Source organism: Nonomuraea sp. NPDC050153 (genome assembly GCF_044460125.1).
GTDB lineage: Bacteria > Actinomycetota > Actinomycetes > Streptosporangiales > Streptosporangiaceae > Nonomuraea.
On the sequence record NZ_JBITJQ010000001.1, the window covers coordinates 510,099 to 525,746 of the forward strand.

General features: G+C 71.4%; 15 protein-coding genes. 8 read left to right on the plus strand and 7 right to left on the minus strand.

Translation table 11 applies throughout. From position 1 onward, the window contains the following. Nucleotides 1-3 precede the first annotated feature (3 nt). The 5 genes from ACIBQ1_RS02445 to ACIBQ1_RS02465 form a co-directional block, all read right to left on the minus strand. Nucleotides 4-903 (minus strand): ABC transporter permease, encoded by a 900-nt coding sequence (locus tag ACIBQ1_RS02445; RefSeq protein ID WP_397274141.1) that lies wholly within the window; start codon nt 901-903, stop codon nt 4-6. Then, nucleotides 900-1,910, minus strand: a complete 1,011-nt coding sequence (locus ACIBQ1_RS02450; protein ID WP_397274142.1) for an ABC transporter permease — start codon at nt 1,908-1,910, stop codon at nt 900-902. Before ACIBQ1_RS02450 ends, ACIBQ1_RS02445 begins: the two co-directional genes overlap by 4 nt. Nucleotides 1,911-1,921: 11 nt before the next feature. After that, entirely contained in the window at nt 1,922-3,742 is a 1,821-nt protein-coding gene (locus tag ACIBQ1_RS02455) for an ABC transporter substrate-binding protein (protein ID WP_397274143.1), read from the minus strand. A gap of 164 nt (nt 3,743-3,906) precedes the next feature. Next, on the minus strand, nt 3,907-4,872 hold the full coding sequence (locus ACIBQ1_RS02460; RefSeq protein ID WP_397274550.1) for a zinc-dependent alcohol dehydrogenase family protein: 966 nt from the start codon (nt 4,870-4,872) through the stop codon (nt 3,907-3,909). A 2-nt stretch (nt 4,873-4,874) separates the two neighbouring features. Further along, nucleotides 4,875-6,062, minus strand: a complete 1,188-nt coding sequence (locus ACIBQ1_RS02465) for a M20 family metallopeptidase (protein ID WP_397274144.1) — start codon at nt 6,060-6,062, stop codon at nt 4,875-4,877. 55 nt (nt 6,063-6,117) lie between these two features. On the opposite strand from ACIBQ1_RS02465, the gene ACIBQ1_RS02470 reads away from it, so the two are divergent. The 3 genes from ACIBQ1_RS02470 (at nt 6,118) to ACIBQ1_RS02480 (ending at nt 8,135) form a co-directional block, all read left to right on the plus strand. After that, nucleotides 6,118-6,903: an HAD-IIA family hydrolase gene (locus ACIBQ1_RS02470; protein WP_397274145.1), complete on the plus strand. Its 786-nt coding sequence runs from the start codon at nt 6,118-6,120 to the stop codon at nt 6,901-6,903. A 43-nt stretch (nt 6,904-6,946) separates the two neighbouring features. Continuing rightward, a complete protein-coding gene (locus ACIBQ1_RS02475; protein ID WP_397274146.1) occupies nt 6,947-7,570 on the plus strand; it encodes a hypothetical protein in 624 nt (207 codons plus the stop codon). A gap of 175 nt (nt 7,571-7,745) precedes the next feature. Further along, entirely contained in the window at nt 7,746-8,135 is a 390-nt protein-coding gene (locus ACIBQ1_RS02480) for a hypothetical protein (RefSeq protein WP_397274147.1), read from the plus strand. Nucleotides 8,136-8,159: 24 nt separating this feature from the next. On the opposite strand, the gene ACIBQ1_RS02485 is transcribed toward ACIBQ1_RS02480, so the two are convergent. After that, nucleotides 8,160-8,819, minus strand: coding sequence for a DUF6596 domain-containing protein (locus ACIBQ1_RS02485; protein WP_397274148.1), 660 nt, complete (start codon nt 8,817-8,819; stop codon nt 8,160-8,162). A 43-nt stretch (nt 8,820-8,862) separates the two neighbouring features. Further along, complete coding sequence (locus tag ACIBQ1_RS02490; RefSeq protein WP_397274149.1) at nt 8,863-9,192, minus strand: YciI family protein; 330 nt, start codon at nt 9,190-9,192, stop codon at nt 8,863-8,865. Nucleotides 9,193-9,693: 501 nt separating this feature from the next. Here ACIBQ1_RS02490 and ACIBQ1_RS02495 point away from each other — a divergent pair. Genes ACIBQ1_RS02495 through ACIBQ1_RS02515 form a run of 5 tightly spaced genes read left to right on the plus strand, consistent with a single transcriptional unit; the run spans nt 9,694 to nt 15,647 of the window. Further along, nucleotides 9,694-10,929 carry a sugar transferase gene (locus ACIBQ1_RS02495; protein ID WP_397274150.1) on the plus strand — a complete coding sequence of 412 codons (1,236 nt, stop codon included), beginning with the start codon at nt 9,694-9,696 and terminating at the stop codon, nt 10,927-10,929. 2 nt (nt 10,930-10,931) lie between these two features. Continuing rightward, entirely contained in the window at nt 10,932-12,323 is a 1,392-nt protein-coding gene (locus tag ACIBQ1_RS02500) for an O-antigen ligase family protein (protein WP_397274151.1), read from the plus strand. Next, nucleotides 12,320-13,849 (plus strand): lipid II flippase MurJ, encoded by a 1,530-nt coding sequence (locus tag ACIBQ1_RS02505; protein ID WP_397274152.1) that lies wholly within the window; start codon nt 12,320-12,322, stop codon nt 13,847-13,849. The genes ACIBQ1_RS02500 and ACIBQ1_RS02505 overlap by 4 nt, the downstream gene beginning before the upstream one ends. Then, on the plus strand, nt 13,846-14,538 hold the full coding sequence (locus ACIBQ1_RS02510) for a polysaccharide deacetylase family protein (RefSeq protein ID WP_397274153.1): 693 nt from the start codon (nt 13,846-13,848) through the stop codon (nt 14,536-14,538). The genes ACIBQ1_RS02505 and ACIBQ1_RS02510 overlap by 4 nt, the downstream gene beginning before the upstream one ends. Beyond that, nucleotides 14,535-15,647 (plus strand): glycosyltransferase, encoded by a 1,113-nt coding sequence (locus ACIBQ1_RS02515; protein ID WP_397274154.1) that lies wholly within the window; start codon nt 14,535-14,537, stop codon nt 15,645-15,647. The genes ACIBQ1_RS02510 and ACIBQ1_RS02515 overlap by 4 nt, the downstream gene beginning before the upstream one ends. Nucleotide 15,648 lies beyond the last annotated feature (1 nt).

Genomic DNA, 15,648 nt, shown 5'->3' on the forward strand with positions numbered 1-15,648 from the left:
TACCTACTCCTCCCGCAGCCGGGGGTTGAAGATCTCGTCCATGGCGTCCACCACGAGCACGATGGCCAGCGTCAGCAACAGGATCGCCAGCAGCGGCCCGATGAGGAAGCCCAGCGCGCTCGGCACCTGGAGCGCGCCGGAACGGAACACGGCCGTGTTGAGCATCTGCCCCCAGTTGTTCGACTCGTACGGCAGCACGCCCAGGAAGAACAGGCCGACCTGCGCGTAGACGCCGCCGGTGACCGCGATGAGCATGTTCATCGCGATGTACGGCGCCATGCTCGGCAGCAGTTCCTTGCCCACGATGTGCGTGGTGGACAGGCCGAGCCCGCGCGCCGCCTCGATGAAGCCCCGCTCGCGCAGCGACAGCGTCTGCGAGCGCACCGCCCGCGCCACGCCGCCCCAGCCGAGCAGCCCCAGCACCAGGCCCATCTGGATCGCGCTGCTGAACTTCCACACCGTGGACAGCACCAGCAGCAGCGGCAGGCCGGGGATGGTCAGCTTCATGTCGGTGAGGCGCATGAGCACGTTGTCCCAGCGGCCCCGCTTGAAGCCGGAGAACAGCCCGATGGCGGCGCCCAGGACCACGGTGATGACCGCGGTCACCAGGGCGGCCAGCAGCACGTACCGCGACCCGGTGACCACCAGGGCCACCACGTCCCGGCCCTGGTCGTCGGTGCCGAGCCAGTGCTGCCAGCTCGGCGGCTTGGTGATCTGGGTCGGGTCGAGAGGCAGCTGGGCGGGGTAGAACATCGGCCCGAACACGCCCATGAAGACGAACCCGAGCACGAGCGCCACGCCCACCATGCGGCTGGGCTTGCGCTTCATCACCCGCCAGACGCCCGCCCAGAAGTTGCGGCGCATGGTCGCGCTGGTCGAAGAGCTCTCCAGCAGAATGCTCATGACGACACCTCCTCCCCGCTGCGGACCCGCGGGTCGATCGCGGAGTAGAACAGGTCGGCGACGATGTTCGCCACGATGATGGACACCGTGATGAGCAGGAACGCCCCGCCCATCAGCGCGTAGTCACGCATGGTGATGCTGTCGATGAGCAGCAGGCCGAGCCCCGGATAGTTGAAGATCCGCTCGATGAACACCGCGCCGCCGAGCAGCAGCCCGAGCGACAGCGCGAGGATCGTGAACAGGGGCAGGATCGCGTTGCGCGCGATGTACCTGAAGATGATCGACCGCTTCATCCCGCGCAGCTCCGCCGCCAGGATGAAGTCGTCGCCGAGCACCGTCACCACGCTCGACTTCATCGCCAGGATCCACCCGCCGTAGGCCGCCAGCGCGTACGTCAGCACCGGCAGCACCGCGTGCTGGGCCAGCGAGCCGATGTAGCCGGCGTTGAACCCGGGCTCGAACAGGATGTCGACGGGCCCGTCGACCGGCAGGATCGGGATCAGCGTCGCGAAGACGGCGCTGAGCAGCAGCCCCAGCACGTACTGCGGGACGCCGTGCAGCAGCGACCCCGAGATGGCCAGGACGTCGCCGAGCTTGCCCGAGCGCTTGATGGCCGCGTAGACGCCCAGCAGGATGCCGACCAGGAAGCTGAGCAGCGTTCCGGCCAGCACCGGTAGAACGGTCCACTTGGCCGCCTCGCCCAGCACCTGGGTGACCGGCGCGCCCCCGTGGGTGATCGACTGGCCCAGGTCGAACCGGAGCAGGCCCGACATGTACTGGGTGTACTGCTCCCACAGCGAGCCCCTGGGCTGGAACCCGTACAGCACGCGCGTCGCCTGCTCGGCTGTCTGCGGATCCATGCCCTGCTGGATCAGCTTCTGGACGTTCGCGGCCACGGGGTCGCCGGGAATGCTCCTGACGATGAAGAAGCTGATCGTGGCTACGACGAGGATCATGACGACCCCGCGGGCCAGGTGGCCCGCGAGTCGCCGTGCGATGACTACCATAGGCTCTTTCTCTACTGCTTCGCCTTGATGAGGCCCAGCTGCATCCAGACGCCGGCGTTCAGGCGGAGCAGGTCACTGTCCTGCTCCGGCCAGCCCGTGAAGCGGCTGGTGTTGGTGAACTGCGAGTTCACGTAGTCCCACAGCTGGATGGCCGGCAGGTCCTGGTTGGCCGTCTTGGCGAGCTGCGCCATGATCGGCTTGGCCTGCTCGGGAGTGGCCGCGTTGAGCTTGGCCGTGAGCTCGCCCGGGTTGACCTTGCCCACGCCCTCGACGTCGATCTCCTCCGCGCTGCCCATCCAGTTGCCGCCCTTGCCGGGCGCGCTGTGCGCGACCTTGCCGGCGACGTTGGTCCAGCCGTTGGAGGCGCCGTAGAGGCGCTGGAAGATGTCGTATGGCGCGGGGCCGAGCGCCATCAGCCAGAGGCCGACGTCGTACTTGCCGGCCGCGATCTCCTCCAGATAAACGGGGAAGTCGGCGACGGTCACGACCTCGGCGTCCACGCCGCCGGCGATGAGCTGGCTCTTGATGTTCTCCTCCGCGGAGATCCAGTCGGAGAACGGCGCGGGCGCGCGCATGCTGAGCTTCCACGGCGAGCCGTCGGCCAGCGTCCACTTGCCGCCCGTCTTCTTCAGACCGGCCGCCTTGAACTCCTCCTCCGCCTTGGCCACGTCGTGCTTGTACGGGTTCAGGCTGGCCAGCTCGGAGCCGATCCACTCCTGGGCGGGCTTCTGGTGGATGCCGGAGGTCGTCACGGCCGGCGTGCCGCCCTCGGGCGAGGCCACCTTGGTCACCTGGTCGCGGTCGATCAGGTAGGCCAGGCCGCGCCGCACGTGCACGTTGTCGTACGGCTTCTTCGACTGGTTGAACGCCATGCCGACGGCCACCGGGGAGAAGCCCCTGATGACGCTGGAGCCGGGCGCCTGCTTGATCCGGTTCATGACGTCGGTGGGCATGGCGGTGAAGCCTGCCTGGTCGAGCTTGCCGGCGCTCAGGTAGTTCCAGATCTGCTCGTTGCCGTTGTAGTTGAGCAGCTTCACCTGCGCCGGCGCGACGTTCGCGGCGTTGAAGAAGTTCTTGTTCTTGACCAGCAGGGCCTCGCCCGGGTTCACCCGCTCAAGGGTGAACGGGCCGGCGGAGACGTCCTTCGGCGGCGCGAAGGCGAGCACCTTCTGGCCGATGGTGAGGATCTCCTCGCGGGCCTTGTCGGCGTCGGCGCCGGTCTCCCTGGCGGCCTTCAGCTTGTCCCAGAAGTCGGCCGGCAGCAGGCTGTTCCAGACGTGCGCGGGCACGACCCAGTTGTCCATGATGCCGCGGGCGAACTTCATGCTCGGGTTCTTCATGTCCTGGGAGACCTTGACGGTCTTCTGGTCGACCACCTGGACGTCGGACGCCACGCCCGCCGCGCCCGGCGTGACCGCGAACGCGGTGCTGCCGGTGGTGGAGGCCAGGCCGAGCGAGAGCTTGACGTCGTCGGCCGTCACCGGCTTGCCGTCGGACCACTTGGCGTTCGGCTGGATGTGCAGGGTGATCGAGGAGTTGTCGGGAGCGATCTCCCAACTGGCCGCGATACCTGGGTAGAACTGGTTGGGATCGGTCAGGTGGTTCTTGATCCAGCCCAGCTTCATCGCGTTGTAGCCCAGGAAAGAGTTGCCCTTGGGCGCCCATGGGTTGGCCGGGCCGCTCGCGTCGAGGCCGGGCTTGAGCACGTCGACCGTGGTGAAGAGCCCGCCCCCGCCGCCCGAGCCGCCGGAACTGTTGGTGGAACCACCGCTGCACGCCGCTGTCGCGGTGGCAAGGCCCAGCAACGCGACTACCGCTGCCAGTCGTTTCATTTGCCGCTCCGGGGAGTGTTCGGACCTGTCGAAGATCTCTGTAGGGATTGACCGGACACTACGATCGTGCCTCACTCGCGTCAATAATCTCCAGAGGTTGTGAGGCTAATGTAACTTTCCTTCATCAGTGTGCGGAGTGGAGCTAAGCGCCGTCAAGTAAAACGTCATTCCATTACCAAGACGGCAGCCCCTCTGACCTGGTCATTCGCCAGATCGGTGAGCGCCTTGGCGGCCTCTTCGAACGGGTGGAGGCTCGTCGTCACGCGTGGCGGATGCGCCAGCGCCAGCTCCAGATAGGCACGCCCGTCGGCCCTGGTGTTGGCCGTGACGCTGCGGAGCGTGCGCTCCTGGAAAAGGTGCCTTTCGTAGTTCAGGACGGGCACGTCGGTCAGGTGGATCCCTGCGATGGCCAGCGTGCCGCCCCGGTCGAGCGCTTCGAGCGCTGATGGGACCAGGGTACCTACGGGTGCAAATAGGATGGCCGAGTCAAGTGGCTCCGGGGGTTCGTCCCCGGCGGAGGCGGCTCCCAGCTCCAGCGCGAGCGCCCTGGAGGCCGCCGATCTGGTCACCGCGTGCACGACCGCGCCCTGGGCGATGGCGGCCTGCGCGGTCAGATGGGCCGAGGCGCCGAAACCGTAGATCCCCAGCCGCCCGCCCGGCGGCAGATCGCAGCGCAGCAGCGCCCGGTAGCCGATGATCCCGGCGCACAGCAGCGGCGCCAGCCGCTCGGCGGGCACGTCGGCGGGCAGGGGATAGAGGTAGTCGCGGGGCGCGGTGAGGTATTCGGCGTACCCGCCGTCGGCGTCCCACCCCGTATAGGTGGAGGAGGGGCAGAGGTTCTCCGTGCCCCGCAGGCAGTACCCGCACGTGCCGCAGGTGGAGCGCAGCCAGGCCACGCCCACCCGCTCGCCCGTGCCCTCGACGCGCCCCACCACCTGGTGGCCGGGCGTGGTGCGCGGCCGGTGCGGCAGGAGGTCGCCCTCCGCCAGGTGCAGGTCGGTACGGCACACGCCGCACGCCTCGACCCGCACCAGCACCTCGCCCGGGCCCGGCTCGGGCACGTCCCGCTCCACGAGTTCCAGCGGCCGCGTCGCCATCGGCCCAGGCTCGGCCACGACCCACGCCCGCATGGTCACGACAGCCTGGCGTGGGCGAGCGAGGCGTAGAGCGCGGCGCCGTCGGGCAGGACGGCGTCGTCGAAGACCGCCTCGGGGGAGTGGTTGTAGGGCGCCGTGGCCGGGTCGCGGTCCGCCGGGCAGGCTCCCAGGAACACGAACGCGCCCGGCACCTCCTCCAGCACGTACGAGAAGTCCTCGGAGCCCATCACGGGCTGCGGCGACACGAAATAGCGCCCCGGGCCGAACAGCTCGTCGGCCGTCCTGGCCACGAACCCCGCCTCGGTGTCGTCGTTCACCGTCACCGGGTAGCCCATCCCGAACGACGCCTCGACCTCCAGCCCGTGCGCCGCCGCGATGCCCCGCACGACCTCCACCAGCCTGCGCTTGACCTTCGTCCGGTTGTCCTTGCTGAAGGTGCGCACCGTGGCCTCGAACCTGGCCTCGTCGGGGATCACGTTGTCGGCGGACCCGCCGTGGAAGCTGCCCACCGTCACGACGACCGGGTCGAACACGTCGAACCCCCTGGTCACCATGGTCTGCAGCGCCGTCACCATCTCGCAGCCCGCCGCGATCGGGTCCAGCGACCGGTGCGGGCTGGAGCCGTGCCCGCCGCGCCCCTTGACCGTCACGAGGAACGTGTCCGCCGCCGCCATGATCGGCCCCGGCCGCGACGCGAACAGCCCCGGCGGCAACATCGCCGACACCACGTGCATCCCGTACGCCGCCACGGGCCGCGCGCCCGCCGCGTCCAGCACCCCCTCGGCGATCATGTGCTTGGCGCCGTCGTGGCCCTCCTCGCCCGGCTGGAACATGAAGATGACGTCACCGGCGAGCTCCTCCCGCCGCGCGCTCAGCAGCCGCGCCGCCCCCGCCAGCATCGCGGTGTGCAGGTCGTGGCCGCACGCGTGCATCTGGCCGGGGAGCTGGGAGACGTACGGCAGGTCGTTCTTCTCGGCCACGGGCAGCGCGTCCATGTCCCCGCGCAGCAGCACGGCCGGGCCCGGCCTGCCGCCCCTCAGCACGGCGGTGACGGAGCTGAGCGAGGCGCCCGTCTTCACCTCCAGCGGCAGCCCGTCCAGCGCGGCCAGGACCTTCTCCTGCGTGCGCGGCAGGTGCAGGCCGAGCTCCGGGGTGGTGTGCAACGAGTGCCTGAGCTGGACGAGCTCGTCCCGCATGTCACGGGCGGATTCAGTGAAGGACATGAAGAACATTGTTCATCCACCGGGCGGGAAGTCGATAAGGCGCGCTCGGTACGATATGCGGGTGACTCAGCGTAAACGGATCGACTCCTGGTTGTCCGACATGGACGGCGTTCTCGTCCACGAGGGGCGTCCGGTCCCCGGTGCGGACGAATTCATCAAGCGGCTCAGCGAGTCGGACAAGAAGTTCAGGGTGCTGACGAACAACTCGATCTACACCCAGCGCGACCTGTCGGCGCGGCTGGCCGGAGCGGGCCTCGTGGTGCCGCCCGAGTCCATCTGGACCTCCGCGCTGGCCACCGCCCAGTTCCTCGACGACCAGCGCGCGGGCGGCTCGGCGTACGTCATCGGCGAGGCGGGCCTGACGACGGCGCTGCACGAGGTCGGCTACGTGCTCACCGACCTCGACCCCGACTACGTGGTGCTCGGTGAGACCCGCACCTACAGCTTCACGCAGATCACCCGGGCCATCCGCCTCATCGAGGGCGGAGCCCGCTTCATCGCCACCAACCCCGACCCCATCGGCCCCTCCACCGAGGGCTCCCTCCCGGCCTGCGGCGCCGTGGCCGCCCTCATCACCAAGGCCACCGGCGTCGAGCCCTACTTCGTCGGCAAGCCCAACCCCCGCATGATGCGCAGCGCCCTCAACGCGATCGAGGGCCACAGCGAGACGACCGCCATGATCGGCGACCGCATGGACACCGACATCGTGTCGGGCATGGAGGCGGGCCTGTTCACGATCCTGGTCCTCACGGGCGTGACCCAGCGCGACGAGATCGATCGTTTCCCCTACCGCCCCTCGCTGGTGGTCGACTCGGTCGCCGACCTCATCGACCTCATCTGAACCTGACCTGTTCTGACAGGTACGGGTGCCACTCTTGGATGCCATGACCCGCGTGTACCTGGAGATCGGCCCGAAGAAGGCGTTCGCCTGCTCGCTCGACTGGCCCGGCTGGTGCCGGGTCGCCAAGGGCGAGGAGGCGGCGCTCGACCTGCTCATGGAGTACGTCCCCCGCTACGGCGCGGTGGCCGCGCGGGCCGGGCTGGACTTCGCCCCGGGCGACCCGGTGGTCGTGGCCCGGATCCCGGGCAGCGACATCACGGACTTCGGGGCCCCGTACGCCGTCCCCGACCTGGACCAGGAGCCTCTGCCGGCGTCCGAGGCGGCCCGCGGGGCCGCCCTCCTGCGGGCGGCCTGGGCCCTGTTCGACGAGACCGCCGCCGCCTCGCCCGAGGACCTGCGCAAGGGCCCGCGCGGAGGAGGGCGCGACCTGTCGGGGGTCGTCAGGCACGTGGAGGAGGCCGAGCGCGCCTTCGCCAGGAAGGTGGACGTGCGGCACAAGCCGTACAAGGAGCCCGGGGACCGGGACGCGATGCGGGCGGAGCTGGCCGAGGTGCTGTCCCGCGCCTGGGAGCCGCCCCAGACGACCGGCTGGCCGCCCCGCTATGCGCTGCGCCGCATCGCCTGGCACGTCATCGACCACCTCTGGGAGATCGAGGACCGCCGGTAGCGACCCGGCCCGCGGAGCCCGGGCAAAGAATCGGCCCTTATTTCGTCGAGGTCTGGCCAAAATCGCTCACCTGCTGCAACCATGTGGTGACCAAACGCGGTCGTCGAGGGGGACAGCCGCACCATCAGCGACCGCAAAGGTAAAACGTGTGGACGTACAGGCGGAGATTCACGACTTGAAGCTCCGTGTCGACGGGCTTGAGGCGTGTGACCGGCTCGGCGATGCCACGCCGGGGGACGGCGGGGAGCGGGATCTCCTCCGTGAGGTCAACGATCGCGCCAAGCGGCTGGAGGCGCAGCTCGCGGCCATGAGGTCCGAGACGGCGGCGGCCCGCACCGAGATGATCGAGCAGTTCGCGGCGGTCGACCTCGAGGTCGCGGCCATCCGGCGGGAGGTCAACGCCCGCCTCGTGGCGGCGCCCGCCGCGGACCACATCCCGACGCAGATCGCCGACGAGTTCGCGAGCGTGCGGGCCGAGGTCGCGCGGGAGTTCAACGCCATCCGGTCGGAGCTGCTCGACCTGGGCATCAAGCTCGATCGCCTGCTGAAGAAGGACTTCATGTGAGCCGTCCCGCCTCTCGGCGGTCCGCTAGGCGAGCGCGTCGGCGCGCTCCAGGAGGGCGCGCCGTTCGGCTCCGGGGCCGAGGAGCCCGGCCGCCCGGCGGAACAGCGCGGCGGCGTGGGCGCGGTGGCCGAGGCGGGCCGTGAGGTCGGCCTGGGCGGCGATGGCGAGCGGATAGTCCTTCAGCGCGCCGGTGGCCAGCACCTGGTCGAGCAGCGCCAGCCCGGCCGCCGGGCCGTGCGCGTAGCCGTGGGCCACGGCGCGGTTGAGGGCGATCACCGGTGAGGGATGGATCTCCGCGAGGCCGTCGTACCAGCGGGCGATGGCCCGCCAGTCTGTCGCGTCGGCGTCCGGCGCGGTCGCGTGGCAGGCGGCGATGCGCGCCTGCAGCACGTACGGGCCGTCGGCCGGTGCCGCCGCCAGCGTCTCCAGCCCTTCCCTGATCGCCGCCCGGTCCCAGCGGGTGCGGTCCTGCTTGTCGAGCGTGAGCAGGTTGCCCTGGCCGTCGCGGCGGGCGTCGCGCCGGGAGTGCTGGAACAGGAACAGCGCCAGCAGGCCGGCGACCTCGGACTGGTCCGGGAGCAGCTCGCGGAGCAGGCGGGCCAGCCGGACCGCCTCGTCGGCGAGGGCCGGTTCGCCGTCGGGGTCGTAGCCGCGGGTGAAGAGCACGTACAGGACCGCCAGCACGCCGGGCAGGCGCTCGGCCAGCGCCGTGCCGCGCGTTCCTTCGTCACCGGCCGGCGAACGGCCGCAGCTCCAGCCGCCCGTGCCGGGCCATCGGGTGCGCCCGCGCCACTTCGATCGCCTCGTCGAGATGGGCGCATTCGAGGATGTCGTAGCCCACGATCACCTCCCGGGTCTCGGCGAACGGCCCGTCGGAGACCAGCAGCTCGCCGCCCCGGACGCGGACCGTCGTGGCGGCCGACACCGGCCCCAGCGCGTCGCCGTCCAGCCGCCGCCCGCGGGCGTCGTTGTCGGCCACCCACGTCTCGATGTCCTCGCTGCCGGTGGAGTCCTTGTCCGGGTCGGCGTCGGTGCAGACGAACATCATGTACTTCATCGATCTCGCTCCTCGTGTCGTGCTGTCATCACCATGACGAACGAGCTCCCCGGATCCGGACACCCACCCTGCACATCCCTCTCAATCCGGACTCTCTCCCTAAAGCCGACCCTAAACCCGGTAACCACCTCCATATCACCAACGCTCGCTCAACGAAATCTTGCGCGATCACGAGGAATTCCAGCCCGTCACGTTCTCGATTTCCGCGGGGCGCGCGACTACGATCAAGGCTTCGTTGGGCGATTGTTCGCGTATTCCGTAGGAAAAACCTCGCTACGCAACTATGGGGTGGCAAATTGCCCGAAGGGAGACTATTAGCTTTTTGGGGGGATTAGGTCGGCTATTTCAGCGTCGATCCGGTCAAACTAGATTATTTCCGGAGAAGTAGTGGCTGTTAGTGTTGGGGGCCACCGCTGGGTCGGGCGGTGGGGAGGGCGGCAGAGGCCGAGGCTCTGGAAGGCTGTCCAACCACTTGGCCTGGTCTGCATCGATCTCATCTGCATGGCGTTCGCCGCGGCCAACGCCGGTCAGGCCCTGCCGCGAATCGTGCTCGCGGGAATCCTGGTCGTCGCGGTCAATGGCATCGGCCAGGTCTACGCGCCGCGCGTCCTGCCCTCCAGCCTGGATCGCGGCTTCTGGCTCGCCGGGTCGGGACTCGTGGCGGCGCTCGCCGCTTTCCGGGGGACGGCGCCGCTCATCGTGGTCGTCCTGGTCGCGCTGCTGTTCACCTTTCTCGCCGTGTGCGGCAGAAGCGTCCTTTATTTTCTGGTCCGCAGGGCGCGCCGCCGTGGAAAGGCCGTGCCCGCCCTGGTCGTCGGCGCGGGGGCGCACGGCCACCAACTGGCGAGGAACCTGCTGGCCTACCCCGAGTGCGGCCTGCTCCCGCTGGGCTTCCTGGACGAGACGGCCGGCGAGGACGCGTGCGTCCCCGTGCTCGGCGGGCCCGGCGACGTCGTCCGCGTCGTCCAGGCCCACGGGGTGCGCGCGGTGGTCATCGCCGGGCAGGGCCGGCAGTCGACCGCGAGAGCGGCCAGGTCGCTGGGCTGCGACGTCTACCTCGCGCCCGACCTGGGCGAACTCGTCATCGACTTCGTGACGTCGCGCGAGCACGTACGCGGCTTCCCGCTCGTACGGATGCGCCCCGAAGCGCAGCGCGGCCTGTCCTGGCCGCTGAAACGGGCACTGGACATCGCGGTCGCGCTGACCGGCCTCGTCGTCAGCGCGCCGATCCTCGCGGTCTGCGCGGCGCTGATCCGGATGGAGACCGGCCCCGGGGTGCTGTTCCGGCAGCGGCGCGTGGGCTACCGGGGCGAGCCGCTCGAACTGATCAAACTCAGGACCCTGAAACCCGCGGACGCGCACGAATCCGAGACTTTGTGGAGCATCGCCCACGACAGCCGGATCGGGCCGGTGGGCCGGCTGCTGCGCCGGGCCTCCTTCGACGAGCTTCCCCAGCTCTGGAACGTTCTCAAAGGCGACATGAGCATCGTCGGCCCGCGGCCGGAACGCCCGCACTTCGTCAAGAAGTTCTCCCGGGCGATTCCGGGCTACGGCCTGCGCCACCGGATGCCGGTCGGCATCACCGGCTGGGCCCAGATCCACGGGCTGCGCGGTGACACCTCGATCGAGGACCGCGTCCGGTTCGACAACCACTACATCGACGGGTGGACCTTTCGAGCGGACCTCAAGATCATGCTGCAGACGGCCTGGTCCCTGCTCCGGCCGGGCGGGAGCTAGACGTGCGCGCCCTCTGCCGGCGGCCCAGCCTGGCGGCCGCCGCCACCGTGCTCCTGACCTGCCTTCCGGTGGGCCGCCAGGACCTGTCCTCCGGTGTTCAGGTGACGGCCGCCGACATGGCCTCGCTCCTGCTGGTCGCCGTCGCGGCCACCGTCGCGCTCGCGAGCCACCCGGCCCGCGCCCTGCCGACACGCGCCCTGCCGGCCCGCGCCGTGGTGTCCGCCCGTGCGGTGGTGCCCATCCGTGCCCTGGTGCTGGCTCCCGTCGTGGGCGCGGCCGGCCTCGCGGTGCTGGCCTCTCCCGACGTTCTGGCGAGCCTGCCGGGGTACGTCAGGTATCTCCAGGTGTTCGTGCTGGTCCCGCTGGCCGTCCTGGTGACGGTCCGGGACCGTGCCGACACCCTGATCGTGGGCGGGGCGATCGTCGGAGCGGCCGCCCTGCAAGGCCTGGTCGGCTGCGTCCAGGCGCTCACCGGCACCGGCGCGTCGTACGCGGGGGAGCGGGTGCGCGCCGTCGGCACGTTCGGCGCGCTCGACGTCATGGGCATGGCGAGCGTGGTCAGCTACGGGACGATCATCCTGCTGGCGGCCGGCCTCGCCGGGCGAGGCGGGCGCCGCGCCGCCGCGTTCGGTGGCGCGGCCCTGCTCTGCGTGCCGCTCGCCCTGTCGCTCAGCCGGGGCGCCTGGCTCGCGCTGCTGGGCGCGGCGCTGGTCGTGCTCTTCGTGCACAGCCGGGTGCTGGCGGCCAGGGTGATCCTCGTCGGCGCGGCGGCGGCGGCCCTGCTGGGCCTCGGCCCGGGCGCGGGCTCGGACCTGCTGGGACGGCGGCTGGCCTCCATCACCTCCTCCGTCTCGCAGCCGGACCAGTCCGTGAGCGACCGCTACAGCCTGTGGCTCACCGCCACGAGGATCTGGCTGGACCACCCGCTGACCGGGGCCGGCCCGCGCCGGTTCGCGGAGCTGCGCGACGCCTACGCGCCGATCGAGCTGTCGTCCGGCAGCGACGCCGACGACCCGGTGAACGGCTTCCGGCGCCTGCCGCTGCTCTCCCCGCACAACATGTACCTGCTGACGCTCAGCGAGCAGGGCCTGCTCGGGCTGTCCGCGCTGTGCGCGTTCCTCGGGGCCATGGCCTGGTGGGCGGTGCGCGCGGCCGTGCCGGCGGCGGCCGGGCTGCTGGCCTGGCAGGGCATCGACTTCCTCTACGGCGATGTCGGCGGCCCTTCGACCGTGGTCACGTCCGTCGTCCTGGGGCTGGTCCTGGCGCTCGTGGCCCGGCCGGCCACCGAGGCGGCGCCACGACCGGCACCGCCTCGCCGGCCGGCCAGAGGGCCGACCAGGTGGCCGGCCGGGCGGCGGGCCGGGCGGTGGGCCGGCCTGGGCGTGGCACGATGACGACGGCCACCTCACCCATGGCGCGGGCGGTCGGCGTCACCGTCCTGCTGACCGGGCTGGGCTCGCTGCTCGGCTTCGTCCGCGACCTGCTGCTGGGCAGGTTCTTCGGCGCCGACGCCGGCACCGACGCGTTCCTCGTCGCGTGGACGATCCCGGAGACCGCCGCGCCGCTGCTGATCGAGGGGGCAATGGCGTTCGTGCTGGTCCCGCTGTTCAGCCGGGCGATGGAGGCGGGCCAGGACCTGAGGGGCCTGGTGTCGGCGACGCTGCCGTACCTGTGTCTCGCGCTGCTGGCGCTGACCGCGCTGACCGCCGCCGGCGCGCCGTGGCTGGTCGGCCTGCTCGCCCCCGGCATCCGGCGGGCCGACCTCGCCGCCGACTGCATGCGCGTGGCGTCGGTGACGATCCTGACGTTCGGGCTGGCCGGATACCTGAGCGCGGCGCTGCGCGCCCATCAGGCGTTCGCGCCGCCGGCGGCCATCTACGCGGCCTACAACGTGGGGATCGTCACCTGCGTGTGGGCCCTGCGCGACCAGGGCCCGTACGCGGCGGCGGTCGGGGTGGCCGCGGGCGGGGCGGGCATGGTGCTGGTCCAGGCCCCGGCGTTCGCGCGGCGCTGCTGGCCGCCCCGCCGGCCCGCGCGCGGCGTGCCGCTGCCGATGAGCGTCTTCCTGCCGGTCGCGGTCTTCACGCTGGCCCGCCAGAGCCAGGTCTTCGTCGAGAGGTTCGTCGGCTCGAAGCTGGCCGAGGGCTCGATCTCGCACCTCAACTACGCGCAGAAGATCGCCCAGGTGCCGATGGTCCTGTCGCTGATCGTGGCGACGGTGAGCTTCCCGCAGCTCGCCCGCGCCCTGGCTGCGGGCGATACCGCGCGGGCGCGGCGCAGGATCGCCGACGACCTGGTCACCGCCTCGGCGATCGTGCTGATCGCCGGCGCGGCGCTGCTCGTCTGCGCTCCGGACGTCGTGGCCCTGCTGCTGCAGTACGGCGCGTTCACCGCGGCCGACACCGCCGCCACCGCGTGGATCATGCGCGTGTACGCGCTGGGGCTGCTCGGCCAGGCCGTGGTCGGGGTCGTGTGCCGCGTCTACTTCTGCGGCGCCCGCGCGTCCTGGTACCCGGTCCTGGCGATGGGCGCCGGGCTGGCCGCGACGGTCGTCCTGGCCCGCCCGTCGTGGGGGGTGACGGGGATCGCCGCCGCGAACGCGGCGGGGATCACGCTGGCCGCCGCGCTGCTGCTCGCGGGGCTGCGGCGGCGGGCCGTCGCACTGCCGGTCCGCACGGCTCTGGTCCCGCTCGGCGGCCTGCTGGCGGCCGCCGCGGCGGCCGCGGGGGCGGGATGGGGCACGCGGACGCTGCTCGCGGGCCTGCCGCCGCCGATCGCCCTGGCCTCGACCGGCGCCGCCATCGCCGTCGTCTTCTGCCCCGTCGCCTTCTACGCCGTGGCGGCCCTCTCGGGTGCCACGGCCACGCTCACCGACACCACCAAGATCACCCATTTGATCAGGATGCGAGGTCGCTCATGACCGCCATGCCGCTGGTGCTCATGTACCACTCAGTGGACAAATACGACAGCGACCCGCTGCACGTCACGGTTACGCCCGACCGCTTCGCCCGGCAGATGCGCTGGCTCGCCCGGCGCGGCCTGGCCGGCGTCTCGATGCTCGAGCTCATGCGCGCCCGCAGCACGCGCGGCCTGGTCGGGCTCACCTTCGACGACGGGTACGGCGACTTCCTCAGCGAGGTCGTGCCCGTTCTGCGCAGGTACGGGTTCACGGCGACGGTCTTCATGGTCACCGGCCTGATCGGCGAGCACAACGCCTGGGACGCCGGCTCCCCGTGCAAGCGGCTCATGGACGCCGAGGGCCTGCGCTGGGCCGCGCGGCAGGGCATGGAGGTCGGCTCGCACTCGGCCAGGCACTACTCGCTGTCCGGGGTGAACGACGACGAGCTGCGCCAGGAGGTGGCCGGCAGCAAGGAGGAGCTGGAGGAACTGCTGGGCGGCCACGTGAACGGGTTCTGCTACCCGTACGGGCACGTCAACGCCCGGGAGGTGGCCGCCGTCCGCGAGGCGGGCTACTCCTACGCCTGCGCCATCTGGAAGTCCGAGCTCACCGGGCCGTACGCGCTGCCGCGCACGTACGTGGGCGACCGCGACGGCGCGCTGCGGTTGCACGCCAAGCGGGCACGCCACCGGGTCCGGTGGGGTTGGTGAAGGTCCTGCACGTCATCACCGGCCTGGCCGCGGGCGGCGCGGAGCAGCAGCTGCGGTCCCTGCTGCCGTACCTGCGGGCCCGGTGCGAGGTGGCGGTGCTCACCGGGCACGGCGTGGTCGCGGACGCCATCGAGCGCTCGGGCGTGCCCGTCCACCACGTGGGCATGCGCGGCAACCGGGACCTGCGCGCCGTCGGACGGCTGGCCCGGCTCATGCGCCGGCACCGCTACGACGTCGTGCACACGCATCTCTACCGCGCCTGCGTGTACGGCAGGCTGGCGGCGCGGCTGGCGAACGTCCCGGCGATCGTGGCGACCGAGCACTCGATCGGGCGCGAGCACGTCGAGGGACGCCGCCTCACCCGTCCGATCAGGGCGCTGTACCTGGCGAGCGAGCTGCTCGGGCACCTCACCGTGGCCGTCTCGCCGACCGTGGCCGACCGGCTGTCGAGGTGGGGCGTCCCCCGCTCGCGCATCGTGGTGGTCCCGAACGGCGTCGACGGCGGGGCGTTCGGCTTCGACGCCGCCCTGCGCCGGCGCACCCGGGAGCGGCTCGGCCTGCCCGACGGCGCGTTCGTGATCGGCGGCGTCGGCCGCCTGGAGCCGAGCAAGCGCTTCGACGCGCTGATCAGGGCGCTGCCGCCGCTCGAACACGTGGTCCTGCTCCTGGTCGGCTCCGGCTCCTGCGAGTCGCGGCTGCGGGAGCTGGCCCGCGCGACGGGGGCCGAGCGCAGGGTGATCTTCGCGGGGGAGTCCCCGGAGGTGGGGGCGCTGATGTCGGCGATGGACGTGCTGGCCGCGCCCTCGGTGGAGGAGACGTTCGGGGTGGCCGTCGTCGAGGCGCTCGCGTCCGGGCTGCCCGTCCTGTACGACGCCTGCCCGGCCGTGGAGGACCTGCCGCCCGGCTCGGCCCCGGGAGCCCGGCGCGTCGCGCCGCACCGGCTCGCCGCCGAGCTGGCCGAGCTGGCCGGCCAGGCCGGTCCGGCCGCCGGCCCGCCCCGCAGGCTGCCCCCGCCCGAAGCCGTCCGGCTCTACGACGTCCGCCACCAGGCGGACCAGCTGGAAGGGCTCTACCTGCGCCTGCTGGGCGCCGCACCCACGGAGGAGTGAC